General features: G+C 42.4%; 24 protein-coding genes and 2 pseudogenes. 14 read left to right on the forward strand and 12 right to left on the reverse strand.

Annotation, left to right across the window (positions count from 1 at the left end; genetic code table 11):
- The 7 genes and pseudogenes from ACQEXR_RS17500 to ACQEXR_RS17530 all read left to right on the forward strand — a co-directional run.
- Positions 1-566, forward strand: a pseudogene (locus ACQEXR_RS17500) (electron transport complex subunit RsxC); the annotation flags it as partial.
- Positions 566-1,612, forward strand: coding sequence for an electron transport complex subunit RsxD (gene rsxD / locus ACQEXR_RS17505; protein WP_427020832.1), 1,047 nt, complete (start codon positions 566-568; stop codon positions 1,610-1,612). The pseudogene ACQEXR_RS17500 and the gene rsxD, both read left to right, overlap by 1 nt.
- 9 nt (positions 1,613-1,621) lie before the next feature.
- Entirely contained in the window at positions 1,622-2,257 is a 636-nt protein-coding gene (rsxG, locus tag ACQEXR_RS17510) for an electron transport complex subunit RsxG (RefSeq protein WP_427020833.1), read from the forward strand.
- Positions 2,250-2,942 carry an electron transport complex subunit E gene (locus ACQEXR_RS17515; RefSeq protein WP_138973628.1) on the forward strand — a complete coding sequence of 231 codons (693 nt, stop codon included), beginning with the start codon at positions 2,250-2,252 and terminating at the stop codon, positions 2,940-2,942. The genes rsxG and ACQEXR_RS17515 overlap by 8 nt, the downstream gene beginning before the upstream one ends.
- A gap of 55 nt (positions 2,943-2,997) precedes the next feature.
- Entirely contained in the window at positions 2,998-3,639 is a 642-nt protein-coding gene (gene nth, locus ACQEXR_RS17520; RefSeq protein WP_269376199.1) for an endonuclease III, read from the forward strand.
- A gap of 12 nt (positions 3,640-3,651) precedes the next feature.
- Complete coding sequence (gloA, locus tag ACQEXR_RS17525; protein WP_269376200.1) at positions 3,652-4,068, forward strand: lactoylglutathione lyase; 417 nt, start codon at positions 3,652-3,654, stop codon at positions 4,066-4,068.
- A 117-nt stretch (positions 4,069-4,185) separates the two neighbouring features.
- A complete protein-coding gene (locus tag ACQEXR_RS17530; protein ID WP_427020834.1) occupies positions 4,186-4,623 on the forward strand; it encodes a DUF2753 domain-containing protein in 438 nt (145 codons plus the stop codon).
- A 64-nt stretch (positions 4,624-4,687) separates the two neighbouring features.
- Here the strand turns inward: ACQEXR_RS17530 and motY are convergent, their stop codons facing one another.
- Positions 4,688-5,533: a flagellar protein MotY gene (gene motY / locus ACQEXR_RS17535; RefSeq protein ID WP_269376241.1), complete on the reverse strand. Its 846-nt coding sequence runs from the start codon at positions 5,531-5,533 to the stop codon at positions 4,688-4,690.
- A gap of 236 nt (positions 5,534-5,769) precedes the next feature.
- Here motY and rnt point away from each other — a divergent pair, with 236 nt between their 5' ends.
- Complete coding sequence (rnt, locus tag ACQEXR_RS17540) at positions 5,770-6,429, forward strand: ribonuclease T (RefSeq protein WP_269376202.1); 660 nt, start codon at positions 5,770-5,772, stop codon at positions 6,427-6,429.
- 28 nt (positions 6,430-6,457) lie between these two features.
- Positions 6,458-7,783 (forward strand): Na+/H+ antiporter family protein, encoded by a 1,326-nt coding sequence (locus ACQEXR_RS17545; RefSeq protein WP_426953231.1) that lies wholly within the window; start codon positions 6,458-6,460, stop codon positions 7,781-7,783.
- A 279-nt stretch (positions 7,784-8,062) separates the two neighbouring features.
- Here the strand turns inward: ACQEXR_RS17545 and ACQEXR_RS17550 are convergent, their stop codons facing one another.
- From ACQEXR_RS17550 to dapA, 4 genes are all read right to left on the reverse strand, one after another.
- Positions 8,063-8,569 carry an ankyrin repeat domain-containing protein gene (locus ACQEXR_RS17550; RefSeq protein ID WP_426971347.1) on the reverse strand — a complete coding sequence of 169 codons (507 nt, stop codon included), beginning with the start codon at positions 8,567-8,569 and terminating at the stop codon, positions 8,063-8,065.
- A gap of 3 nt (positions 8,570-8,572) precedes the next feature.
- Entirely contained in the window at positions 8,573-11,182 is a 2,610-nt protein-coding gene (locus ACQEXR_RS17555; RefSeq protein WP_427020835.1) for an S-type pyocin domain-containing protein, read from the reverse strand.
- Positions 11,183-11,863: 681 nt separating this feature from the next.
- Entirely contained in the window at positions 11,864-12,889 is a 1,026-nt protein-coding gene (gene bamC, locus ACQEXR_RS17560; RefSeq protein WP_427020836.1) for an outer membrane protein assembly factor BamC, read from the reverse strand.
- 55 nt (positions 12,890-12,944) lie between these two features.
- A complete protein-coding gene (gene dapA / locus ACQEXR_RS17565; protein WP_427020837.1) occupies positions 12,945-13,823 on the reverse strand; it encodes a 4-hydroxy-tetrahydrodipicolinate synthase in 879 nt (292 codons plus the stop codon).
- A gap of 300 nt (positions 13,824-14,123) precedes the next feature.
- Between dapA and ACQEXR_RS17570 the strand changes: the two genes are divergently transcribed.
- Positions 14,124-14,666, forward strand: coding sequence for a glycine cleavage system protein R (locus ACQEXR_RS17570; protein ID WP_138972071.1), 543 nt, complete (start codon positions 14,124-14,126; stop codon positions 14,664-14,666).
- A 123-nt stretch (positions 14,667-14,789) separates the two neighbouring features.
- Positions 14,790-15,260, forward strand: a complete 471-nt coding sequence (gene bcp, locus ACQEXR_RS17575; protein ID WP_427020838.1) for a thioredoxin-dependent thiol peroxidase — start codon at positions 14,790-14,792, stop codon at positions 15,258-15,260.
- Between the two features lie 364 nt (positions 15,261-15,624).
- Here bcp and ACQEXR_RS17580 read toward each other — a convergent pair whose 3' ends face one another.
- The 6 genes and pseudogenes from ACQEXR_RS17580 to ACQEXR_RS17605 form a co-directional block, all read right to left on the reverse strand.
- Positions 15,625-16,569 carry an OmpA family protein gene (locus ACQEXR_RS17580; RefSeq protein ID WP_427020839.1) on the reverse strand — a complete coding sequence of 315 codons (945 nt, stop codon included), beginning with the start codon at positions 16,567-16,569 and terminating at the stop codon, positions 15,625-15,627.
- A gap of 6 nt (positions 16,570-16,575) precedes the next feature.
- Positions 16,576-17,583, reverse strand: coding sequence for a hypothetical protein (locus tag ACQEXR_RS17585; RefSeq protein WP_427020840.1), 1,008 nt, complete (start codon positions 17,581-17,583; stop codon positions 16,576-16,578).
- Position 17,584: 1 nt separating this feature from the next.
- Entirely contained in the window at positions 17,585-18,289 is a 705-nt protein-coding gene (locus ACQEXR_RS17590; RefSeq protein WP_427020841.1) for a fimbria/pilus periplasmic chaperone, read from the reverse strand.
- On the reverse strand, positions 18,289-20,670 hold the full coding sequence (locus ACQEXR_RS17595; protein WP_427020842.1) for a fimbria/pilus outer membrane usher protein: 2,382 nt from the start codon (positions 20,668-20,670) through the stop codon (positions 18,289-18,291). The genes ACQEXR_RS17590 and ACQEXR_RS17595 overlap by 1 nt, the downstream gene beginning before the upstream one ends.
- A 60-nt stretch (positions 20,671-20,730) precedes the next feature.
- Positions 20,731-21,258: a hypothetical protein gene (locus ACQEXR_RS17600; protein ID WP_331418116.1), complete on the reverse strand. Its 528-nt coding sequence runs from the start codon at positions 21,256-21,258 to the stop codon at positions 20,731-20,733.
- Positions 21,259-21,532: 274 nt separating this feature from the next.
- A pseudogene (locus ACQEXR_RS17605) lies at positions 21,533-21,624 on the reverse strand (IS5/IS1182 family transposase); the annotation flags it as partial.
- A 223-nt stretch (positions 21,625-21,847) separates the two neighbouring features.
- On the opposite strand from ACQEXR_RS17605, the gene ACQEXR_RS17610 reads away from it, so the two are divergent.
- From ACQEXR_RS17610 to ACQEXR_RS17620, 3 genes are all read left to right on the forward strand, one after another.
- A complete protein-coding gene (locus ACQEXR_RS17610; RefSeq protein ID WP_426953233.1) occupies positions 21,848-22,051 on the forward strand; it encodes a hypothetical protein in 204 nt (67 codons plus the stop codon).
- Positions 22,052-22,143: 92 nt separating this feature from the next.
- Positions 22,144-22,383: a hypothetical protein gene (locus ACQEXR_RS17615; protein ID WP_427020843.1), complete on the forward strand. Its 240-nt coding sequence runs from the start codon at positions 22,144-22,146 to the stop codon at positions 22,381-22,383.
- A 19-nt stretch (positions 22,384-22,402) separates the two neighbouring features.
- Complete coding sequence (locus ACQEXR_RS17620) at positions 22,403-22,708, forward strand: hypothetical protein (RefSeq protein WP_138973081.1); 306 nt, start codon at positions 22,403-22,405, stop codon at positions 22,706-22,708.
- A gap of 140 nt (positions 22,709-22,848) precedes the next feature.
- Here ACQEXR_RS17620 and ACQEXR_RS17625 read toward each other — a convergent pair whose 3' ends face one another.
- Positions 22,849-24,720, reverse strand: coding sequence for a methyl-accepting chemotaxis protein (locus tag ACQEXR_RS17625; RefSeq protein ID WP_331418112.1), 1,872 nt, complete (start codon positions 24,718-24,720; stop codon positions 22,849-22,851).
- Positions 24,721-24,941: the final 221 nt, after the last annotated feature.

The following is a 24,941-nucleotide window of genomic DNA, read 5'->3' on the forward strand; positions in this document are numbered from 1 at the left end:
AGAAAGCCGCTGTTGCGGCCGCTATCGCTCGTGCTAAAGCACGTAAGGCGCAGCAAGACAGTGGCGAAGCTGACAAATCTGCACAAGATGAATCTGCCGGTGCTGGCGATGCGAAGAAAGCCGCTGTTGCGGCCGCTATCGCTCGTGCTAAAGCACGTAAGGCGCAGCAAGACAGTGGCGAAGCTGACAAACCTGCACAAGATGAATCTGCTGATGCTGGCGATGCGAAGAAAGCCGCCATTGCGGCCGCTATCGCTCGTGCTAAAGCACGTAAGGCGCAGCAAGACAGTGGCGAAGCTGACAAACCTGCACAAGATGAATCTGCCGATGCTGGCGATGCGAAGAAAGCCGCCGTTGCGGCCGCTATCGCTCGCGCTAAAGCACGTAAGGCGCAGCAAAATAGTGCTGAGACTGAGCTACCATCTGAAACACCTCCGGAACCATCTCAGGAAAGTACGACAACCGAGCAAGATCCTAAGAAGGCAGCGGTTGCCGCGGCTATTGCCCGAGCTAAAGCTCGTAAAGCACAGCAAGAACAACAAAAACAATTTGAGGAGAAAGAGTAGTGGCCTTTTTTATTGCCAGCTCACCCCATGCGCACAGTCGTAGAAGCACTCCTGATCTTATGAAATGGGTCGCGCTTTGCGCCCTACCCGGTTTGGCAGCCCAAACCTACTTCTTTGGTTGGGGAACCATCATCCAATTGATGATGGCAATTGTGATTGGTTTATCGTTAGAAGCCTTGGTGATGATCGCTCGAAAGCGCCATCCTATGTCTGCCTTGAGAGACAACAGTGCGTTAGTCACGGCTTGGCTATTAGCCATCGCGATTCCACCTTTGTCTCCTTGGTGGGTGATTACCATTGGCCTTATCTTTGCCATCATCATTGCAAAACATCTGTACGGTGGTATCGGTCAAAACCTGTTTAACCCAGCTATGGTTGCTTACGTTGTACTGCTGATTTCATTCCCAGTACAGATGACCAGTTGGATCTCTCCAGCCGAGTTACAAGCCACACCAATCTCCAGTGGTGATGCATTATCGCTGATTTTTACAGGCCTAAATTTAGAAGGGCTGTCGCTGCAGCAAATTCGTAGTGGCATTGATGGTATTACCATGGCGACGCCACTTGATGCCTTTAAAACTTCACTTTTAGCCGGCCACACGAGCAGCGAAGCTTTGAGTCAACCTCAATTTAGTGGTCTGGCTGGCATTGGTTGGGAGTGGGTTAACCTCGCCTATCTCGCTGGTGGACTATTGCTAATTAAACTAAGAGTCATTAATTGGCACATCCCAGTAGGTTTTCTGATCGGTTTAACGCTAATCAGCAGCCTATTTGCGCTGTTTATGCCTGGCACAACCGCTTCGCCTATCGTACATCTGTTATCTGGTGCAACCATGGTTGGCGCCTTCTTTATCGCAACCGATCCCGTTTCAGCGTCTACAACAGTTAAGGGGCGTCTCATCTTCGGTGCTTTTATCGGTGCTATGGTGTTTATTATTCGCAGTTGGGGTGGATTCCCTGATGGTGTGGCGTTCGCTGTACTGCTTGGCAACATGTGTGTACCTCTGATTGATTACTACACCAAACCAAGAACTTATGGGCATTAAGGTTACGTCATGTTAAACGCTATTCGAAAAAATGGTGCCGTACTGGCTATTTTTGCCTGCGCTTCTACAGGTGTGGTGGCACTGACAAACTATCTGACTAAAGATCAGATCAACTTGCAGCAACAGAAACAATTGCTATCAGTACTCAATCAGGTGATCCCTCACGATCTGCACGATAATGAGCTCTATAAGGCCTGTACTCTGGTCAATAGCCCACTTCTGGGCACTGATGCTGACATGCCTGTGTACATGGCGACACTAAATGGTCAACCTTCCGCCATGGCAATTGAAGCTATCGCACCAGATGGCTATAACGGAGCGATTAAAATCATCGTCGGTATCAAACAAGATGGTACGATTTCTGGTACTCGTGTTCTTAGCCATCAAGAAACTCCCGGGCTTGGTGATAAAATTGATCTACGCATCAGCGACTGGATTTTAGGGTTTGCGGGTAAGTCTTTGACTGATAGAAATCAAGCCGATTGGAAAGTTCGCAAAGATGGCGGCCAATTTGATCAGTTTACCGGTGCAACTATTACACCACGAGCCGTTGTGAAAGCGGTCAAAAAGACGGCTGAGTACGTCAATACTCACCGAGATCAAATACTGGCTCAGCCACTCACATGTGGAGGCAACAATGAGTGATCATAAAACACTGATTAAGAACGGCATGTGGGATAACAACCCTGCGTTAGTTCAACTTCTTGGTCTGTGCCCACTGTTAGCGGTCTCTTCTACCGTGACCAACGCACTTGGACTTGGAATCGCAACGCTATTGGTGCTGGTTGGCTCAAACGTCACCGTATCATTAGTTCGTGATTACGTACCTAAAGAGGTACGTATTCCGGTATTTGTGATGATCATTGCCGCATTGGTGACTTGCGTGCAGTTGTTGATGAACGCGTATGCTTATGGTTTATACCTATCACTTGGCATCTTCATCCCTTTGATTGTGACCAACTGTATCATCATTGGTCGCGCTGAGGCTTTTGCGTCGAAAAACGACGTTCTACCCTCTGCACAAGATGGCTTTTGGATGGGCTTAGGCATGACGAGTGTACTCGTGGTATTGGGTGCTATGCGTGAGATCATCGGTAACGGCACTCTATTTGATGGTGCAGATTTGCTATTGGGTGAATGGGCAACATCTTTACGCATAGAAATTTTCCACTTCGATAACAGCTTCCTACTGGCGCTGTTACCACCAGGTGCCTTCATCGGCGTGGGACTACTGATCGCAGCGAAAAATGTCATCGACAAACAAGTCCAAGCTCGTCAGCCAAAACAACAAAAACAGACTATTGAACGAGCTCGCGTAACCAACCAATAAAAAAACCGCGCATTCATTTAATCGCGTGGAATAAAACACTGGAAAGCAGCCTCAAATGAACAAAGAGAAACGAATACTAATACTGGAACGCTTGAGGGAAGATAACCCTAACCCTCAAACAGAGCTCAACTGGAGCACACCTTTTGAGCTTTTGATTGCCGTTCTGTTATCGGCACAAGCAACGGATGTCAGTGTCAACAAAGCCACAGACAAGCTCTATCCGGTTGCAAACACGCCACAAGGGCTGCTCGATCTCGGTGTTGATGGCGTCAAGGAGTACATTAAGACCATCGGTCTGTTCAACTCCAAAGCCGAAAATGTTATCAAGACTTGTAAGATCTTAATCGAACAGCACGGCGGCGAAGTACCTGAAAATAGAGAAGCGTTAGAAGCACTGCCAGGGGTGGGACGAAAGACCGCTAACGTCGTTCTCAATACCGCGTTTGGCTGGCCCACAATTGCTGTCGACACTCATATCTTCCGCGTTGCTAACCGTACCAAGCTCGCGATGGGGAAAAACGTTGACCAAGTGGAAGAGAAGCTACTCAAAGTTGTGCCTAAAGAATTCAAACTCGATGTACATCATTGGTTAATCCTCCATGGTCGCTACACTTGTGTAGCACGCAAACCACGTTGTGGCAGCTGTATCATAGAAGACCTTTGTGAATTTAAAGAAAAAGTATATCCAGAAAACTAGGAGAGCATAACAATGTCAAATGGACGCATCTTACACACGATGCTTCGTGTTGGTGACTTAGATAAATCAATCAAGTTTTACACTGAAGTAATGGGCATGCAGCTACTTCGTACTAATGAAAATAAAGAGTACGAATACACGCTAGCCTTCATTGGCTTTGGTGACGAATCTCAAGGCGCTGTCATTGAGCTGACCTACAACTGGGGAACGACGGAATACGACCTAGGAACAGCGTTTGGACACATTGCTATCGGTGTCGACGACATTTACTCAACTTGCGATGCGATCAAAGCCGCAGGTGGCAATGTGACTCGTGAACCTGGCCCTGTTAAAGGCGGTACAACGCATATCGCATTTGTTAAAGACCCAGACGGTTACATGATCGAGCTGATCCAAAACAAGCAAGCCTCTGCGGGTTTAGAAGGCTAAAACGCCCCAGCATCACATCAAGCATTAGGGCAGCAACTCGCTGTCCTAATTTTTAGGCTTTACTTGATAATGATTATCACTTAATCTCTAACTGTTCGCACCGAGGAGATTGATAACATGGGCATTACTGAATGGGAGAAGCATACCTTGCTGGCTGATCTAGCCATGAGTGATGATGACCATCTACGTGGCATACTTCATTACCAACAAGCGCTCACTCTGAGTGAGCGTATTAGCGAGCAAGACGAGGTCGATGTCGAAGATCGTTTGATGATTTCAGTGGTATCGTGCCATAACATGGCGATGTTTTGGCGCAATATTGGCGACGAGAAATATGAACTGAAGTATCTTCAACTTGCATCAGAAAAAGTACTGACTCTTGTCCCACAATGCCCGAATACCCAGTGCGATGCTTTCATTGACTCGATGGGATGCTGCAAGAAAGCCCTGATCGAATTTATGAAAAGGCACCCTAATCCAAACATCGCTAAATTGGTGCAAGATATTGATACTGCTACCAATTGTAATCTGATCGCCAAATTCAAATTAAACTGATTTGGTGCCCTCAATGAAAAAGCCAGCAATATGCTGGCTTTTAGCTATTGAGTTACTCAGCGGTTTATACCTGAGTACGACCCAAGGATATAACGACACGGCGGTTTCTATCTTTGCCAATTGGCGATGAGTTATCATCAATCGGTCGGCGTTTACCATAACCTTGAACCCGGATACGATCTTCCGGCAAGCCTAACGACTTAAAGTACTCTTGCAACACTTCTGCACGTCGTTCCGATAAGTTTTGGCTCGAACTCTTACTATCATCAGCATCGGTATAGGTTGAAACGAGCACTAAATCGATATCTTGGTTGTGCTTAATATATTCAGCAATTTGCGCCAAGCGTTTCTGTGACTGTTTATTTAGCTCTACGCTAGTACGGTCATAGTGAAGAATAGTAAATGCGATATCTTCGAAGCTGTAAGGCAGTAAATTGGCAATACAATCACTAAAGACATTGTAAGAACGTTGGAAAAGCACCGATGAGAGTGCAACCTCAATTCTTTCGTCACGGCTGCGCCATTCCTGATAACTGAATGTCGGGTATCGCCCCTTCTCTAACTCACCCAGAATATTCCACGCAGTTTGTCCGCCAACATAGCCATCAAACTGTTGGAAAAAGCGGATGTTGGTTATCCGGTCGGCACCTTCTCCTGGTCGCCACGCTGGAGGCATAGAAACAAGGCTAACATCACGAGTTTGCCCCATAGGGCGTTTCATCTTGAGCTCAAAGTCGAGATTGATTTTCTTACTGGCATAAGAAGAAAACACCGCATCACCGTAATTGGGGATAGGATGTACGAGTCGACATTCCAATGGTGTATTGGCAACCATTTGCCACGTCGATTGCTGAGGCGTTGCAACATACTGCTTATCCAATGCATACGCTTGGGCAGTAAACGCTGTCATGGACAAGGCTAAACTGGTTGCAAACAACTTCTTCATACAATACTTCTTCTCTTAACTGAACTCTGGCGAGGTGGCTTTTGCCGCTCGATCGCCCGCGACAAACACAATGCAAAAATCTAGCCAACACATTTGTATAGTACAAATTTCCAATGTTTCTTTTTCAATCAGCATTAACGGTTTTTCTTGCTGAAAGAATCTGCAATAATGCCTGCCCTGTCACATAATACGAAGCACACATGACTATAGAAAACGAAGCATTGACGCTAAAAAAACGATTCCGTGGTTACTTTCCCGTCGTTATTGACGTTGAGACTGCGGGATTCAACGCCAAAACAGATGCCCTACTGGAAATCTGCGCCGTTACTCTAAAGATGGACGAAAACGGCGATCTTGTCCCCGCGTCAACCATTCATTTTCATGTCGAACCTTTTGAGGGCGCTAACATTGAAAAAGAAGCGCTCGACTTTAATGGGATTCGCGATCCGTATAGTCCGCTGCGTGGTGCTGTGACAGAAGACCATGCTCTCAAGGAAATCTACAAGCTTGTGCGCAAGGAACAAAAAGCTGCAGATTGTAGTCGCGCCATCATGGTCGCTCACAATGCAACTTTCGATCACAATTTCGTGATGGAAGCGAGTGAGCGCTGCAAGCTAAAGCGTGTCCCATTTCATCCCTTCGCGACCTTTGATACTGCAACCCTAAGTGGTTTGGCCTACGGTCAGACTGTTTTGGCTAAAGCGTGCAAAACGGCTGGGATGGAATTTGACAATAAAGAAGCCCACTCAGCTCTATACGATACTCAAAAAACGGCTGAGCTCTTTTGCGGCATTGTCAATAAATGGAAAGCTCTTGGTGGCTGGCCACTCGTTGCATCGGATGCCGAAACAATAAAATAAAAATGTAAACACAACTTACGAGTAAATTATGAACCCTGTTGTCATTTCTGTATGTGTCATGCTTGCTTTAGCACTGATGCGAGTCAATGTCGTGGTCGCACTGACATTCAGTGCTATCGTCGGTGGCTTGGTTTCAGGTATGGAACTGAATCAAGCTATCTCTGCATTTGAAAGTGGTCTAGGTGGTGGCGCTACCATCGCTCTAAGCTACGCAATGCTCGGTACTTTTGCTGTTGCTATCTCTCGCTCTGGAATCACAGACCTGCTAGCAAATAGCGTGATTAAACGTATTCACGGTAAAGAAAACGCATCGGCGTCAACTGGCCTGAAGTACGCGGTACTGGTTGCATTAGTTTTGGTGACTATGTCATCACAAAACATTATTCCTGTTCACATCGCCTTTATCCCAATTCTTATTCCACCTCTACTAGGCGTGTTTGCCAAGCTAAACCTCGATCGTCGTATGATTGCTTGTGTGCTGACGTTTGGTCTCGTCACACCATACATGGTGCTGCCGATTGGTTTTGGCGGTATCTTCCTCAACAACATTCTGCTGAAAAACTTGCACGAAAACGGCCTAGAAAGCGTCGTTGCAAGCCAAGTGCCTGTCGCTATGCTACTTCCTGCCGCTGGTATGGTGTTTGGTCTTGTTACTGCGATTTTCTTTAGCTATCGCAAGCCTCGTCAGTACAAAGAAACTGAGCTGACTCATGTTGAAGAAGGTCCAAAGGAGATCAATAAGAAAAACGTATTGGTTGCCGCTGTCGGTATTGTTGCCGCTCTTAGCGTTCAGCTTTCAACGGGTTCTATGATTATTGGTGGCCTTGCTGGCTTTATGGTGTTTACTTTCGGCGGTGTGATTGCGTGGAAGGAAACCCATGACGTGTTCACTAAAGGTGTTCACATGATGGCAATGATCGGCTTTATCATGATTGCAGCGGCAGGTTTTGCCGCAGTGATGAAACAAACAGGCGGTGTTGAATCTCTTGTTGAAGCACTTTCAACCAGTATTGGTGATAACAAACCTATGGCGGCACTACTGATGCTTGTTGTTGGTCTGTTGGTAACAATGGGGATTGGATCATCATTCTCAACCATTCCAATTCTTGCCACTATTTACGTACCACTCGCGGCGGCTTTCGGCTTCTCACCGATGGCCACTATCGCACTTGTTGGTACCGCTGCGGCTTTGGGTGACGCTGGCTCTCCGGCTTCTGATTCAACCTTAGGTCCAACATCAGGTCTTAATGCTGATGGTCAACACGAACATATCTGGGAAACTGTGGTACCAACCTTTATCCACTACAATATCCCACTGATTGTATTTGGTTGGATTGCGGCAATGGTGCTCTAGTCTCCAAAAAGCAAGCAACAAAAAAACCAGCAATAGTGCGTAATGCCGATTAGTTAAAACTCAAATGATCGGTTTAACGAACCATTCAAAGTGTCAAAATCCGAGTGTAGTCTATGCATTCGGATTTTTTATGTTTTTAAGACAGGTACTTAACCAAGTACACCAATTCTCAGCAGAGCAACTGTCGGGTTCATCTGATTTGCTTTATCCAGAGCTTATTTCCCAGCGTTTGTAAGATACGGGAATTACGTCTTATCGATAGGCTTCTTTATGCTCTAGCTAATATTGTTTAAATAGTTCATAGATACTAGGTTCAATATCAGCTAAAACATCTAACATTTGACGGACTGTTTTACCGTCTTCAATATCTTTGTCTGGATTAGCTCCTGCTTCCAGTAGAATCTTACAAACATTATAAACGCACGGTTTTCGATCAAAACACATTCTTAGAGCACTAACACCACGATTATTTTCATGCTCAAGTAACTTATCTGCACCATTTTCCAGCAGCAAAGATATGCCATCAACATTCCTTTGTCTTACCGCATAAATTAACGGTGTATTCCCATAACTATCGATAGCATTAACATCCAGTCCTTGGTCAAGAAGGAATTGAATCGACTGAATTGGGGCTTTCTCTTTAATATCCATAAAGATATGGTGAAAATAAGTCCATTTTTCCAAGATAGTAACCTCAGAGATGTCCCCTCCTTGATCAATTAACTTTTTAGCATAATTGATATCACCATCTAGAACAGCATCAAACAATTCTTCCTCAATGTTCATATATTAATTCCTACTCTTTAAAAATTTTTTCATATGACGCTTAATTCCTCTCAAATCATCTATACCAGGCTTTTCATTAACGTGGCTTAAGTTTGTTTTTGCATCTTCGATTTGGTAGTAATCAGGCCGTGAGTTTACAAAGTCATTAAGTTCTTCTTGTGACATGCCAAGCTCTTCTGCTGCCTTAATCACTCTCCTATTTTCCAGTCCCTGCTTATGTCCGTAGTGCCAATCTGAAAAAACGTTACCCTTCTCATCAGTAAAGTTACCATTACTGTCTCTATATGCATTAGCTTCTATCTGCCTTTTTGTTTCAGTTCGTAAAGATGGACGTTGCATCGTAGGCTTAGGCTCACCTGTAGGCGCGAATTGCCCAAGCTCATTTCTCGGTTGATTGTGATGATAAACCACATAAAGCGGTGCAATACCCGATTTGTCTGGAAACACCAAAATCGCATCACGCCAATCTTTCTCTTCTGGTATTGGCGTGACGGTGGTGGTCGTTTCGTCAGAATGGATTGGGGTGACAAGGATATCTTCTACCTCAAATCCATTATCTTGACTTGGAGTACTCTGCCAACTTGGGTCACCATTGCCTGTCGGTGTCCAATAAATAATGGGGCCTTCATCTTCTAGTTGGACTGAATACTGGTTCTCATCGCCCTCTGTGACGTATTTAACCGGAATACGCGTATCATCCACATGGTAGGCTTTGACATGTGGATAGTATTCACCTTCATTTGGTTGCGTGATTTGAGCGCGTATTCGACTTTGAACGGTACTAAGCTGCCTTAATTCTGTGTCACTATATTGAGTCCCATCAGCCAATAAAGATTGTTGCAAAACAAATAGTGCGCTGATCCCTTTTACTTTCCAGCGGTAACTGTCAATTAATTTATCTTTTAAGGTCCCCACCAGATTTTCTAACTCAATAACGGGAGAGTGGGCATGTTCAGTTGCTGATTGTCCTGCCACTGACGCACTTGTGCCCATCGCCATTTGAGCTTGCGTCGCTTGAATGACCATGGGATTTGCATACGATTGTCCAAAAAAGAATGCCCAAGGGCCAAAGTTTTGAATTGGCTCTTCCTCAACTCCCGCCTCAATACACCCCTTTGGTTGTAGGCAGGATTTCGCAAAGACTTTGTCTAGCGTAACCTCTTTCAGATTGAGGACCGGAATATCTTTTTCTATCAACCGCTTATGATTAATCGCTTTAATCTCTGTACCGGCAAGATAAGGATCGCTGAATTTATAGAAGACATTTGCCGGTTGATTCACGGTTTCTGGCTTGGCCGGAGGCTCTGCGTACACCTTTGGCTTTTCGTTCTCTATTTCGCTTGGTTGATTGACTCGTAGTGCATGACCGACTGCGAGTGACATTGGATCTGCATCATACTGTGGATTAAGTTCCAACAAAGCTTTTGGTGCTAAACCATACTGCTTGGCAATCTTCATCCACGTTTCTCGCATCCCCGTTTCGAGATCGGTTTGAACGATATGCTTAACGGGCTGAGATTGTGGTTCGGCTGGTTTTTCCGTTTCAGTTCGTTTAATGATGGGTTGTTTTGTTGCCTCAAGTAACTGAGGCACATCTAATTTCACCCCATGCTCGTTCAACCACTCCTCGCTTAAATTATCCAGTTCCTCGCGGGTAATTTGCCTCTCTAAGTAAACAAGATGTTGGCCCTCGACCACTTTGCCACCGAGTTTCCAGAACACCAATATCGCGTTTTGGTTCTGGTTGTAACCTCTTTCGGGATCAAGGCGGTGATGCATTGAGTGAGTGGCATAAAACCCCCAGTTTTTATCACCGAGAATACGGTACTCTTGGATCAGTTTGCCGTTATGAAAGTGGTAGTAGAAACCGTGAGTAGGAAAGCCTAACCGCTCGCCAAGCTGCACGGCGGGAAAAACGGGAATAAAGCCCTCTTGCGCTACGCCACTGCCTATCGGTCTGACTTTTACTGGTTGGCTAGGCGAGAGACCTAATGACTTTGATGCCACTTCTCCCACCAATTTTTTAGGCTCATCAAACGCTGTGAATATGGTGTAGCGTGTCCCTTCTTTGATTTTGGTTTCACGCCAGCGCCCTAGTAACACTTCGTCTGCCGTTTGGGCTATAACAAACGAACAACCAACATTGCGATGGAAGGCATCGTCGGAGCACGCGATATCAAAGTTGTACTCGTATTTTTCCTTTGGCGGCGCATCGGGATTATGAGTGCGAACGGGCTCTGGGACGTATGGGGGCATGGGAAGTGGCGGATGTAGGCTTCCACTTTGAGTGGTGCTTGATGCACTCCCGCTCATCTGTGTGCGAGTTAATAGTGCCTTTTGTGCCAATTGGTCGAGGTTGTCGCGAACATGGGGATTTAGCTCCCAATCTGAATGCGCTAAGCCATCGCTCTCTTTTATCAACAGCGGAACTCGCGGAGAATCATTGAGTAGCAGCAAATGGCCTTGCTGTAATTGCTCAATAAATCGGTCATATCCCATGCCGGATGGGGTCACCTCTTTGAGCTCACTTTCAGACAAGGAGTCAAAGTCACCTTCAACTTGCTGAAATTCGTGCGCCATCAAATGGATAAGTTCAACGGTCTTATACCCCACAACATGCCCTATTGAATCGTTTATGCGTGGTTCAAAGGTTACCTAGCTTGTGCTTATACATCTATAGTTCGGATATAAAATCAATTGAATAAATATCACACTTGTCGTAATTTAATCGTTTTGTATCAATATCTTATCAAAGAATAATAAATACGCTGCACGGTTAGCCTGCTCAATGGCAGATTGAGATTAAGGGACATGCCCTCTTATTGAGGCATCAGCGTAAAGTCGATTCTAGATATAAAAATGAAGTCCGTCTTATAGATTAATACCGCTAAGCTCAGACTCATATGATCGGGTGAACGCTCCATTCAATGTGTCAAAATCCGAGTGTATTTTATGCACTCTGATTGTTTTATTTTTGAAGACAGGTACTTAACCAAGTACACCAATTCTCAGCAGAGCAAATTTCGAGTTTATCTGATTTGCGTTCTCCAGAACTTATTTCCAAGTGTTTGGACGATACAGGTATTAGAACCCTTCAGAAACGAATAGGTGATGAATTATATCCTCGATATGGCTGAGAGTTTTACGTTGCCAGAAAGGCGAGATAGAAGCTATCCAAAAGCGGTAAAAAGAAGGCCCAGTCACTATATGACTGGGCCTTCAAAAAGATGTCAGCAGCTTCTTAACTTATAAGCATTCGGCTTTAAGTCAGCTTTTTATTGTCAGCAATCGGTATTACTTCGCTTGTTTTTCAACAACCGCTGCCAGCACTGGCACCATATCTTCAAGCAGTTTTGCTTCGACTGGCTTACCAGATGAATCTGTCACGTTAATTGAAGTACGGTTACCAAGATCACCAAATAGGAAGGTGTAAGTCCCTGAGTTTAGACCAATTGGTTTGACACCAATATCGTTCCAGAACTCATCATCAGGTGCCGCATACTTCGCTTTGACCGTACCTTGAGATTGGTTACGCTCTTCAAGAGTAAAGCCCATAGTCGGCAGAAGAGTCGGTAGACGGTTCCACAGTACGTTGTATTGAGTTCGAGCAATAATAACAGGGAAGCCACTGCGGTCTGAACCCATTGTGATCGGGATCTGCTTCACTAACTGTTCTGCTTTACGAGCTGCTTCTTCACGTAAGTCTAGGTCATAACGAGCCGTCACTAAGTTAGTCATCAGCGCATTGTAACGTTCTTTGTTAGTAGCAGTAACAGGTAGCTTTTTACCTGCTTCACGCCAATCAATTAGAGAAATACGAAAGCCATGACGGCCATCAGCAACGACGCGCTCAATTTGGTAACGTGCGCCAAGCTCAACGTCCTCATCTTCAGACATCCAACTTACCCAATCCGTCTCTATACGTGTTGAAGTCTGTTCGCGAATCGCTATGTTTCGCTCTTGCAGCATCTTCTCTGCGGTTTGCCAAACTTTCTCAACTTCATCTTCACGGAGTAGCCAAAGTGTCGTTTCACCGCGCCTACGTTCAGCTCTCGCACCCGGAATCAATTCTAATACTTGCTGAGGAGGACGAATATCAACCTCTTTACCCACACCACCAGAAAACTCCCCCTGAGGAATTTGATAGTTAGTGTAAAACTGCGGAGTTGCCCCTTCAGCCAACTTCCACTCTTGCATCGGTGCCGTATTTAAGTATTCAAAGTCATCCTTAGCCTGACGACGTTGTGTCGCACTGCCTGAACATGCACTTAAAACAAAAACAGCTAGTGAACTGACGACTAGCTGGTAAGACAATTTCATTGAAACTCCTGATACTTGTAAGCCGGAGCAGTGCTCCGGCCATCCATATTCAAATTTAGTAAATGCAAGCATCCGTCATTGCTTGAGCCACAGCCGGGCGAGCACTTTCAGATAGCTCTGTCAGTGGCAGACGCAAACTACCATGTTCAATCAGGCCTAGTTTATGCGCAGCCCACTTGACTGGAATTGGGTTCGACTCGATAAACAGGTTTTTATGTAAAGGCATCAAGCGTTGGTTAATAATTTCCGCTTCTTCGTACTTACCTTCACGAGCCAGTTTGAACATTTTCGCCATGTCTGCGGCTGCAATGTTATTGGTTACCGAGATAACACCATTGCCGCCCTGTTTAACGAATTCCAAACCTGTTAGGTCGTCACCACTTAGTAAGATAAAATCTTCGCCACAAAGTTCACGGTGAATTGCAATTCTGCTTAAATCGCCTGTCGCATCTTTAAGTGCAACAATATTTTCGATTTCAGACAAACGTGCCACTGTTTCTGGCAGTAAGTCTACCGCAGTACGGCCTGGTACGTTGTACAAAATTTGTGGTACATCGCTCTCTTCTGCGATGGCTTTGTAGTGCTGGTACAAACCTTCTTGCGTTGGTTTGTTGTAGTAAGGCGTAACACTTAAACAACCTGCAATCCCTGAGTTGTTTAGTAGACGGCTGAATGTGACAGACTCGTGCGTTGCATTTGCACCCGTTCCAGCAATAATAGGGATTCGCCCGTCAGCAAATTCGACCGACTTCATCACGACCTTGACATGCTCTTCAATAGTCAGCGTTGCCGATTCACCGGTCGTACCGACTGCTACGATGCCATCGCTGCCCGCTGCAATATGGTACTCCACCAGCTTCTTCAGGCTCACGTAATCTACTTCGCCATCATGATTAAACGGTGTAATTAACGCTACAATACTTCCTGAAAACATGTCTTTCTCCCTAATTTAGATACTTATCGCATGGTACTGTAAGGCGATTGATAAAGACAAGCACTTAGATGCGCTTAAATCACCTAAATGAATGAATATTTATTGGATGTTAGAACTCTGGCAACATACTCCTTCTATTTTCCGCCGTGTCAGTACTAAGTGAAGAATTCAGTGCTCGTAGTGGATCCGATTAAAGCATACTCAATTCGGTAACAAAAAGCGTTGTCTGGCGCATTTTTCTCACTCGCTTCTGTGCTAAGCTCTCTCATTAATAAAAATAACTTTGATAAAAGTGAGCCTATGACTCAACATCTAGTGATTACTGCGGTAGGAACAGATCGCCCAGGTGTCTGCAACCAAGTTGTACACCTAGTCACTCAGTCTGGATGCAATATTGTTGACAGTCGTATCGCCCTATTCGGCAATGAATTTACTCTCATTATGTTACTTTCAGGCAACAATGCTGCCATCACTCGGGTAGAAACGACCCTTCCCCTGCTTGGTCAAGAGCATGATCTGATCACGATAATGAAACGTACATCTACTCACGCTTATCTAGAAAACGCCTACACGCTTGAAGTGTTTGTAGAATCGGCTGATAAGCCTGGACTGACGGAAAAATTTACTCACTTTTTTGCTCAAAAAGAGATCGGTTTATCCTCGCTCAGTGCTCAGACCATAGATAAAGCCAAAATCGATGCGGCGTCAGATCAATTTCACATTGCCATCACGGCTACCGTTGGGTCCGAGTGTAACCTGATGCAATTACAAGAAGAGTTCGACACGCTTTGCCGTGACCTAGAGGTACAAGGCTCACTTAATTTCATAAAAAATAGTCAATAAGGCATTGTCATGAACACTCGGCTTTGATGTGATGGACGCACACTAACAAAATAAAGGCTCACAACACGGCGTAGGGGTTCACTCTACGGCGGATATAATAAATTAGAAAGTAAGGAAAAACCGATGGCAATTGAAACTGGACAAACAGCACCAGATTTTACCCTGAATGACCAGAACAATAACCCAGTGACACTATCTGAGCTTCAAGGAAAAAAAGTACTGCTCTACTTCTACCCACGCGCTTCAACACCAGGCTGCACCGTTCAGGCTCAGGGATTACGTGACAATAAAGCTGAACTGGATGATCACAATGTTGTAGTTCTTGGCGTCAGCCCTGACGCCCCAAAAAAGCTAACCAACTTTATCAATAAGCAAGAGCTGAACTTCACGTTGCTAGCCGATGAAGAACACGCTGTTTGTGAAAAGTACGGTGTTTGGCAACTTAAGAAGTTTATGGGCCGTGAAAATATGGGAGTTGTTAGAACCAGTTTCCTAATTGATGAAGCTGGTAACCTCGAACATGTATTCCAAAAATTCAAAACCAAAGATCACCATGAAGTGGTACTAGATTACCTAAACCAGAAGTCAAAATAGCTTTGTGGCAAGACAGACGCTAATGTGCATTAGTTCCGACTAGATCTGACACTTTAATTTGAAAAAGGGCCTTGCTGAGCTTATCTAACATAACCGAGGCTTAAAGTACTTCGTTATTTGCTAACACGGTTTCATACAGTGAACGACTGTGGTCGGCATGAGACTGCAATGCCCTTAAATAAATGACTAACTAGCGAAAAACTGGCCTTGAAATATTATTATGCTCAGATGAACGGAATCATGGCGATTGTCAAAGCTATAAATAAGTTTATAGGATTAGATATAATCGTCGAAAGTTAACGGCTAGCAATATGTTGCATTGTTAATATTCTAGCTTTCTTGAGCAATAACGCATATTTTTCTACTAATCATTTGAGTAAATAATTTTGATTTCAACACGGCGATTAGTGGCCATACCTTCCTCAGTATCGTTTTCAACCAGAGGATTTTTCTCTCCTTCAAAGTTGACACTAGTCAATTCATCCTCTAAGCCTAGATTCACAATTAAATCTGCAACACGGTACGCTCTTTTTTTGCTCATAAGTAAATTGTAAGAGTCATCTCCATTAGAATCGGTATGCCCAGTCACAACTATATTAAGTATCTTACTTCTATCAACACTGTTTAAAAATTTTATTACCTTGCTGTTTTCTTCAGCACTGTAATATGATGAATTTTTAGGAAATAACACATAACCCGTTTGCTCGGAAAAAACATTTTCCTTCACATAACTTTCGTACTGGTGGTCATTTCCTTCGAAGGCGATGGTTTTTGACTCTTTAATTATCTCATTACTTTCCCTTTGTTTAGAGTTCAAATTATAACTGAATTCAATAAAAGATGAGAGGTAGTCCATCGTATGTCCATCCTCTCTAGGTTGATCGTATTGATAACCAAAAGAAATTCTGGCATTGCTGTCAAAGAAATACGTAAGGCCTAAGGTTAATTTAGGGTAAAAAGAGTCAAATCTATTGTTAGGGGAAGCATGGCCTATCCCCAACGATGTGTAAGCAGTGAGGTTTTCCCTAATATCAAACATATCAAACCTAAATGCTGCACCAATATCATATATATTATCTACGGCCACTGAAGGTAGCTTACTTAAAGTCAGATTGATATCCACACGGTCATATATTCTGGAACCATAAAGCAGCCCATAAGAGAATCCAGAATTCGAGACTAATGCCAAGTCATCATCTTTCGGAACAAATTTATTAAACTTTACGCCAATATAACCATCGCTTGCATATGCTGACGATAACATCATATATATCATCAACGATAAAGTAGTGTGGAATAGCTTATTCATGTTAGTTTACTTCACTGTTAAAGTCACAACAATCGTTGACCGCTTAATACCTGGTTGTGTACCAAAGAAATTTGTAGTAATTAGTAACGGAATATTCTCTTCACCATTTGCGGGGATTGAAGGAACCAATTCCGGTGGAAATTCAGTTCCATCTAGCGGCACATCTACATTAGCGGAAGTATGCTTAATGGTGTAAAATGCATCACCTAACCTACCTATGGTAGAAGAGAGAGTATTGTCAGCCGTGAAAGAAATAGAATACCTAGAGCTATCGATATCAACTATATTTGGGTTAAATATATTGAAAAAGTTGATTTCTTTAGTCTTAGGGTTGCTATCAGTAGTGGTACCAGAAAGAATAATATTTTCATTATTAAACGATAGCCTTGGCGTTTCAATAGAGTTATATATCTTAATAGTGCCTCCGGGCCACTGTCTGCTTGAACTGGTTCTAAGAGTGGTACTACTAACACTTAATTTGAAAGAATCTTGGTTTGGTATCACTTTGGTGAAAGTATGGGGAGTATGGGCAGTTTTTATTAGTGTAGTAACTAAAGCTACAGGATGAATTGCTGAAATATCGCTTGCACATAAAACGCCTCCTGGCGTGACATTACAAGTCACCAAGTTAATTCTTCCCAATCGGTAAGTTTTAAATTCCACTCGTGTTTTTACTGCCAGATAATCGTTTATCTTATATACAACGCTGCCATTAAATCTTATTGGATAAAGTGCGTATGGATGTCCAAGGGCTGAAGCATAAAAATTATCTCTAGTATCACAAGTTAATAAAAACTTGCTAGGATCACTCGTCTGAGATGCTTTTAATCGAGTTGTCATTAGTTCAGTTCCAATAGGTATGCTATTGAAAGTTGGCAAATCAGCCTCATAGTTTAGATATTCATCTGCGATCCATACAATCTTATGAATTGTATCATCTGCATTTGCCCCACAAGTAGCGTAGCTAGGTAAAGATATAACTATCAAGAATGCAAGAGTAATCAATCGAATCATTTTATCGTCTTCCTGTTATCGTGTAGCTCTTGGTCGCACCCCAATCATCTATTGCGTTAATAGTCAATGAATCTATCGACGTAACACCTTCTTGTGACCAAGTAACTTCGCTAAACGGTGGAAAGACAGCAAGGTCACTTACAACACTATCCGGGGCCAGTATTTCTTTATTACTGTCATGAATTGTCATCTTTGTAAGAGCAAAATGAAAAGGCGTAGGGTTGTATAGTGTTATAGAGTTTTTATTATTGATAAAATAAATTAATTGCTCTGCCGAGTACCTATTCTTAGAGATGGATGACGGTCTATAAAATAACTTTACCTTCGTATTCATACTTATCACCAGCGAGTTAGCTGAATAGTTCTGAATAATAGGAATTTCTTGCGCTTCAATCCAAAATAAGCTCTCTATATCCTTAGCTAAACTTTCTTTGTTTAAAATTTTCAATCTAACAGCTTGTGCCTTTCCACTATCTATTTTAAATACTGGAGGAGAAGCAACGATTACTGGACTATCTTGTCCATCACTTTTAATGTCACTATTTATACTAACCACGCCAGCGCATCTTTGTTCGGATTTATTGATAATATTTAACCTCAACAATTTGTCACTTTCATCGAAAATATATCTAGTACTATCTAATACAAAAGCAGCTTGACTATACATTGAGATTGTGGAAATTATAAAAAATAATAATATACGCATCAATTTATGCACCTCGCATTTTGAATTTTATCTATGTTTACCTTCAACTGTGTCATGTCGATCTTGCAATTCTCACCTAAAGCTCCCTCAATATATACCACTTGATTGAGCTCCTTGGCTGTAATAATGATGAGGTTCCCATTACCATATCCAATTTGCTTGCCTTTACTATCTATTGCTTTGGCTCCATTTTTTAAAATACCATTCTCTCCAACTATATTAATGTAGTAGTTATAGACAGGTGTAACACTTGATTTTTTATATACTACCGCACCTCTTACAGGTTTAGATTCAAATGAACTATCTGATAGATCTACGTCAGTCTCTATATTTCGATAATCGAGGTCAATTCTATTTGTGGCATATGGTTGTAATGAGACAAGTGCAATGCCGTTTTTATTTGTTATCGTTCTTTTGATACGTACGTTTGGCAGATCCTCAACTTCGATGACAGCCAAGGTTTCTTGATTCGTTGATGATAGTCCTACCCCAGTTTTCTCGGTCCAGTATACGTTCCCTCTTACAGAACCACTAAAATGATAATCTGATTCACCATTTCCATGGTCCTCATAATAGGTGGATAGAGAATAATTTGATATATTATTTCGTGCTTGATGTCGCATTGAAAATCGCTTTGTATATTCATTATCAAAGTAGGATAGATTTGTAGAGTTCCTATCACCGTCGACAAAGGATGCAGAAACGGTTCGACTTATTCTATCTTCACTAAATGACGAGGATAAATTATACATCTGGTTTCCGTTATCATTTGTTAGTCCTAAATTTACGGTCAGGAGGAATGAGTCACCAATATTATCTTCGTAATAACTTGCATTGACCGATGTTTGAACGTCGTAAATTTTCATCGAACCTGAAATTGTGACCCCTTGTTTATTGTACTCTTGGCCCCAATAACTCTCGTTCCATAGCGATGCCGAAATATTTGATTCAAGTATTCTTGACGATACTCTCCCCTCATAACGCGATTTTGGCTTGTCATACTTATTCAATAGATAGCCATAATCAGAAAAGCTCAGGTAGTCCTCATCTTTGTAGTAGTAACTCAACAATTGAAGATTTGTTACGTCACCCAGCGATCTAGAATATTTTATATTAAAAGAGTTTCCTCTCTTTTTGTTTTTATTTTCATCAACATAAATTGAGTGATTTATAAATGTAGAAACTGCTCCTACGCTACCGAATTGTGAAGAAAATGAGAGTCCACCCGATAAGTATCCGTCACTCAATAAAATTTCACTTCCCCAAGTGATGTAGTCGCTACCTTGATAATATCCAGCACTTAAAAATAATGGTTCATCTTTAACATTAATATCATCCAAACTTAGTGAGCTCTGTTTGTAGCCTAGCGAAATACTATAATCACTTGAATTTGGTCTCATTAGCTCAGGTATAATGGTTACAGGATATAATTCTGTACGTCTTCCCCCTTGCTCATCATATATTACGACCTCAATATCACCGGTAGATACAGGTCTAAGATTCGTGATAACATAAGGGCCAGATGGATATTTATCTTGAAGTAGTAAAACTCCATTTTGGAAAACTTTAATTACTGAAGAACTATCTAAATTACCTGAAATAATTGGGGAGTAACCGACCCAACTAGAATTTTTCATGCTTTCTGAGCTCGACAGGTCCAAACCAAGGAAACTAAATGAGTTATTCATTTCACTTGTAGACTGTAATTGTCCGATTGACAAATATGATTGTATACTTGGAATTGCTTGGTATGCACTAGCCGAAGAAAAATACATCGAGTTCTTATCCATTGACACTTTAAGGCTAGCGACCCATTTATTATAGTTAATTGTAAAATCAGCATCGCCAAAGTAATCTAGATCACCTTTGAAACCGTCATAAATAGATCCATGATATGACATCCTGACAGCGTTAATACCAAAATCATAGTCAGTTATTTCTTCATCTTTCTTAAAGTAGGCTTGTGGTATATTTAATTTAATTTGCGCATGATGTGCGTCTATTTGCAATTGCGTGTGTGTTTCTAGCGCTAGATAATAACAGTCGTATTTCTCATTGTAATATTGAACATAATATTCCTGATAGTTAATCCCGCGTAGAGCTCTATTTGACTCTAACCATTTTAAATCAAAGCAAATTGATTTTTTGCTTATTTCAAAATCTCTTACAATAAAACTATGACTACCTATATATTCACCATTGACATAGACATCGAGGATGTTATCGCCCTGAAATAGCTCAAAATCATTCGATAAGTATTGCTTGAATAATTCATTTTCTATTTGGGACAAATCAAAATATGAAGTGTTTTCACGATATTCATTTGCGTGTGTAATACTTATGTTAAATAATATAAGTATCGTTAGAAGCCGAATCAACAAAGCTTGCCTCCAAATCAGCGAGCTCGAGGAGTTTTCTCAAGCTCGCTGCACCTATATTATTTACTTATATGCCACTGTGTACGATATAGTACTAGCGTACGTACCAGCCGTAGCTCCTGCTTTCAGCTTGGCCGAGAAAGCCATTGATGCAGCAGCCCCCGTTGCTTCACTTGCAGCAAATGCGACAGTCGGATTCAGGGAGTTAATCACTGTAGAGCCCGCTGCTGGTTTTGCCGTCAGCTCTACTACTGAGCCTACCGCGCTACCGTTTTCATTTCTTATACCTTCCCCACTAAGAGCAGAGCCACCCCAAGTAACGTCTGCTCCAAGCATGTTAGCGCCTGTTAGTGAAGCACATGAGCTAGTAGGATCTGGCTTTAGTTCAAACGAGACTTCAGAGCCTACTCCGTTCACTGGAACCACACCTAGTTCTACCACGTTGCCTGATGCATCAGCGCCAGCGACAAACAGTTCACAAGTTTGTGTGGTAACACTACCCATTAAAGTGATTTGTCCTTGGTTGGCATACGTAAGATGGGATGCAGATAATAATGTGACAAACAATAAAGAATTAATTTTTTTATTCATAGGAGCCTCTTGAGTAATTTGTTACTAACGATAATGTTAGGCCGCCATAGTAATTATTTTTATTTATTCCGTATGTCAGATGTTTAGGTAAATTATGTAAGAATATTCTTTAGTCACTTATCAAAGAAGGTAACTGTCCTAAAAATCTCTATTCGTTGGTTTTCGACAAATAACTTTCGATGAATCTAGGCTTTGTCATTACATAATTCGATTAGAAGACATGGTAGGCGCTGTTTTACGCGATGCATTGCAGTATCTGATAAAGAGAATGTTTTTCCTCATCAACAAAAAAGGTCCACAAACCGCTGGGGATTAAGGCTTTATGTACTGCTTCCAGTTAGTTGTTTTGTAACGAGGTTTAGGCATGAGACTGCGGCGATTGATGAGGGGATGCCGTTTGGATTGTAGCTTCTTGATTTCGTTCCATCGATTTAACCAAAAAAACTAGATAACAAACAAAACAAGATTAACCCTACAAATGAACGCACATACTCCTACACGCATCATGGAAAGAAGCTTGTTATATTCAGGACATCATATGGCTTAGAACTACAACTGCTATTGATACTTTTAAATCATGGGAGAGTGCATGAATAGTAAGAATAGAAAAAATCTAATCGAGACTCAGGAATGGGTTAATAGCTTAGTGGCATCAGACTTGAGTAGAGAACAGGTGCTAGAATCGATTATGGAAGAAATATACACCAACATAGAGATTTTAAATCTCAAAATGCAAGATTTAAAATCAATGATGAACGATAGAAAATCGCACCAAAAGGAACGCATCAAATAATTAAACTTGGTAGTAAAACCAATTTAGCCAGTGATGATTTTTACATATCGCATCTGGGCTAGATCATATATAAACAGAAGAAGCCAGGGAAAATGGAAAAGTTCAAGTTTCAAGTATTAACAACATTAATTTTATTAATCGTAGCCATTATAACCTCTTTGGTTGCAGTGAATTTTTTAGCGTTTAAAGAAGAAAGTGTTTCATTAACAAAAGAAATTATTAACGAAAAAAACAATACAATTGAGAGGGTACTTTATGAAGGTTTCGACAACTATCTAGATAACTTAAATAGTGTGAGTTTCGCGTCATCAGAAATTTTTGATGGTGTATAAAAGCAATAAGGTACCTCTTATGTATTGGTTAGAAGTTTGTAATAATGAAGAAGTAAAAAGGCTTAATGAAGTTACTATCGCTTGCTTCCAAGACGACATTAAGTTGTTGGTTGAGAATAAAAGTGACTTACCAAAACTCGAAAGAACTCTTTATAAGTTAAAGGGCGCTGCGTTGTGTTTAGATATGGATGACCTAACTCAAGCAATTATCGTGACTGAATACAAAATCATGCTTGGCCAAGTATCTGGATTAAAACAAGACATTGATTTACTGGCTGTTATGATGAGAGATAAGATCAATCTGTTAGATAAATATCAATCCTAACTAAAGTGTAATTTTCATGACAATTCGATCGTTTTTATAGCATTACCAAAATTTTTATGACAAGTGTGTGCTTGGAGAAACGTCAAAATCCAAATAAAAACGCCAGCGAATTCGCTGGCGTTTTTTGTTATGACTCAATTCTATACAATGAATTTGTTCAGAATTGCATCTTGTTCACGTACATTCTCAGTCTGAACCTGCATCGCCATATTGGCTTCTTCGGCTGCATCGGCAACCTGAGTAGACAAATCTTTAATCTTAACCGTATTGGTATTGATCTCTTCCGCTACGAGGCTCTGTTCTTCCGCTGCGGATGCAATCTGCATGTTCATATCCGAAATACGCTGAATGGCCTCACGGATACGTTCCAATGCACCGTTGGCAGCTTGCGCTTTGTCTACAGCATCAATCGCAGTGTTTTTACTCTCGTTCATTGCCGCCGATACCGAGCTAGCACCCGCTTGAAGCTGTTCAATCATGCTGCGAATTTCAGTGGTTGATTCCTGAGTGCGCTGCGCTAGAGTACGTACTTCATCTGCCACCACGGCGAAACCACGACCCGACTCACCAGCACGCGCCGCTTCGATTGCTGCGTTCAAAGCAAGTAAGTTAGTTTGGTCAGCAATATCGTTGATAACCTTTAGAATGGTTTCAATATTCGCAGTCGCAGACTCTAATCCCTGAACCTCTTCGACAGCTTGGTCGATACGAGCAGACAGCATATCAATCGATGCGGTAGTAGCACTCACAACAGATGAACCATCTTGGGTTGCATCATCGGCTTCTTTGGCTGCACCTGCCGCTCCTTGAGCGTTGTTTGCGACTTCCGTTGCCGTCACCGCCATCTCATGCATTGCAGTAGCCAATTGCTCAAGTTCATGGAGCTGACTTTGCATTGCCGCAGCCGACTGTTGAGAGCCTTGTACTGTCATTTCGGTGCCGCGCAATATCTCAGCACCAATCGCTTTAGATTGCTGAATCTGCTTCTGCAGGGTTTCGGTAAAGGTGTTGAACCCTCCCGCCAGTTCAGCAAATTCCTTATCGGTGTTGGTATCTAGACGTTTAGTCAGATCCCCTTGTCCTGACGCTACATCCTTAATCGCTTCGTTAAGTGTTGCTAATGGACGCATCAGTACTTTGATCAAGAAGCTCAATACAACCACACTCAAGATCACACCGATAACCACATAGATAATTGAGCTGTTACGCATGTCTGAAATGGCTGCAAAGGCGATCTCTTCATCCACAACCGCACCGATATACCAGGTCTCTGAAGGGACTTTCTGGAAGCGAACCATCAATTGGACACCGTCCTGTTCGAGTCTCTGAGTGCCCTCTTGTACTTTAGCTTGTGGTAAATACTTGGTTAGATTCTCGCCGTTATTCGCCGTATCAGGGTGAGCAATAGTAGTGCCATCCGCTGTGACGATAAACAGATACCCCGCATCAAGAAGGTTGATGCTGTTTACAAGGTCGGCCAATCCACTGAGCTCCATATCGTAGAACATACCTGCCATAAACTGACCATTCTCTTTCACTGGAGTACCAATAGAGATGATCACTTTCTTGGAAGAGACGTCAACGTAAGGGTCAGTAACCACTAAACGACCTTGCGCTTTCGCATCCTTAAACCAAGGGCGAACACGCGGGTCATAGTCAGGGCCGGCTTCCCAACCATCGTCATTCTCAACGACAAAACCATCCGCTTCATAGCCGAATCCTACCGCAAGGAAACTTCTTTTTAGATTTGGCTTTTCTAGAATCTCTTTCACCAGTTGGCGATTCTGTGGATCAAGCTCGATCACTTCGGTGGTGGATTGAGCAAGAGACTTCTTACTCTCCATTTCTGATACCACCGTATTACTGACACCTTTAACCATTTCGGTCAGGCTAGTATCAACCAGATCTTCAACTTCATTTTTAACAGTACGTAATTGTTGAATAGACAGCAGTGTAACGGTGACCAATAGCAGTGCAGACGAAGCAGCAACGATTTTTTGGCTAAATCTCATAGGTTCCCTCAATTTGATAGCAAACTTATAGTTATTGTTGTAATTATAGTTATCGCCCGACTTAACGTTTACTTAAGAAATTTCCTACATTTTCTCTATTAAGTAAATTCCACAACAGACGAAAATGCCAACAACTGCACAAATAAAAATGTATGGTCCGCCCCGTTATTGCAACTACAATTTAGTAATAACGGAGTTGGTTTGCGCTAATGTATTCGGAG

The sequence above is a fragment of the Vibrio sp. TRT 2004 genome (assembly GCF_050113735.1).
Lineage (GTDB): Bacteria > Pseudomonadota > Gammaproteobacteria > Enterobacterales > Vibrionaceae > Vibrio.

Bases quoted from the DNA above. Each gene is read 5' to 3' on its own strand.
- ACQEXR_RS17590 (WP_427020841.1), bottom strand. From the start codon at position 18,289: ATGCGTATATTATTATTTTTTATAATTTCCACAATCTCAATGTATAGT.
- ACQEXR_RS17600 (WP_331418116.1), bottom strand. From the start codon at position 21,258: ATGAATAAAAAAATTAATTCTTTATTGTTTGTCACATTATTATCTGCA.
- ACQEXR_RS17615 (WP_427020843.1), top strand. From the start codon at position 22,144: ATGGAAAAGTTCAAGTTTCAAGTATTAACAACATTAATTTTATTAATC.
- bamC (WP_427020836.1), bottom strand. From the start codon at position 12,889: ATGAAATTGTCTTACCAGCTAGTCGTCAGTTCACTAGCTGTTTTTGTT.
- bcp (WP_427020838.1), top strand. From the start codon at position 14,790: ATGGCAATTGAAACTGGACAAACAGCACCAGATTTTACCCTGAATGAC.
- ACQEXR_RS17550 (WP_426971347.1), bottom strand. From the start codon at position 8,569: ATGAACATTGAGGAAGAATTGTTTGATGCTGTTCTAGATGGTGATATC.
- ACQEXR_RS17610 (WP_426953233.1), top strand. From the start codon at position 21,848: ATGAATAGTAAGAATAGAAAAAATCTAATCGAGACTCAGGAATGGGTT.
- motY (WP_269376241.1), bottom strand. From the start codon at position 5,533: ATGACAGCGTTTACTGCCCAAGCGTATGCATTGGATAAGCAGTATGTT.
- ACQEXR_RS17530 (WP_427020834.1), top strand. From the start codon at position 4,186: ATGGGCATTACTGAATGGGAGAAGCATACCTTGCTGGCTGATCTAGCC.
- ACQEXR_RS17620 (WP_138973081.1), top strand. From the start codon at position 22,403: ATGTATTGGTTAGAAGTTTGTAATAATGAAGAAGTAAAAAGGCTTAAT.
- ACQEXR_RS17570 (WP_138972071.1), top strand. From the start codon at position 14,124: ATGACTCAACATCTAGTGATTACTGCGGTAGGAACAGATCGCCCAGGT.
- ACQEXR_RS17515 (WP_138973628.1), top strand. From the start codon at position 2,250: ATGAGTGATCATAAAACACTGATTAAGAACGGCATGTGGGATAACAAC.
- nth (WP_269376199.1), top strand. From the start codon at position 2,998: ATGAACAAAGAGAAACGAATACTAATACTGGAACGCTTGAGGGAAGAT.
- ACQEXR_RS17625 (WP_331418112.1), bottom strand. From the start codon at position 24,720: ATGAGATTTAGCCAAAAAATCGTTGCTGCTTCGTCTGCACTGCTATTG.
- rnt (WP_269376202.1), top strand. From the start codon at position 5,770: ATGACTATAGAAAACGAAGCATTGACGCTAAAAAAACGATTCCGTGGT.
- ACQEXR_RS17580 (WP_427020839.1), bottom strand. From the start codon at position 16,569: ATGAATAAGCTATTCCACACTACTTTATCGTTGATGATATATATGATG.
- dapA (WP_427020837.1), bottom strand. From the start codon at position 13,823: ATGTTTTCAGGAAGTATTGTAGCGTTAATTACACCGTTTAATCATGAT.
- ACQEXR_RS17585 (WP_427020840.1), bottom strand. From the start codon at position 17,583: ATGATTCGATTGATTACTCTTGCATTCTTGATAGTTATATCTTTACCT.
- ACQEXR_RS17545 (WP_426953231.1), top strand. From the start codon at position 6,458: ATGAACCCTGTTGTCATTTCTGTATGTGTCATGCTTGCTTTAGCACTG.
- gloA (WP_269376200.1), top strand. From the start codon at position 3,652: ATGTCAAATGGACGCATCTTACACACGATGCTTCGTGTTGGTGACTTA.
- rsxG (WP_427020833.1), top strand. From the start codon at position 1,622: ATGTTAAACGCTATTCGAAAAAATGGTGCCGTACTGGCTATTTTTGCC.